The organism is Paraburkholderia sp. SIMBA_027, from assembly GCF_046535315.1.
Taxonomy (GTDB): domain Bacteria; phylum Pseudomonadota; class Gammaproteobacteria; order Burkholderiales; family Burkholderiaceae; genus Paraburkholderia; species Paraburkholderia tropica.
On the sequence record NZ_JAWRWY010001525.1, the window covers coordinates 1 to 239 of the forward strand.

General features: G+C 70.3%; 1 protein-coding gene. It reads left to right on the forward strand.

The window, feature by feature from the left end:
• On the forward strand, nt 1-239 hold a 239-nt coding region (locus SB764_RS44285; RefSeq protein ID WP_410867347.1), incomplete at both ends, for a HesA/MoeB/ThiF family protein.

The window sequence follows — 239 nt, forward strand, 5'->3', positions numbered from 1 at the left end:
TCGTGCTCGACTGCACCGACAACTTCGCGACGCGCCATGCGATCAACCGCGCGTGCGTCGCGCACGGCGTGGCGCTCGTGTCGGGCGCCGCGCTGCGCTTCGACGGCCAGATCAGCACGTTCGACTTCCGCGACCCGGCCGCGCCCTGCTACGCGTGCGTGTTTCCGGAAGACCAGCCGTTCGAGGAAGTCGCGTGCGCGACGATGGGCGTGTTCGCGCCGACGGTCGGGATCATCGGC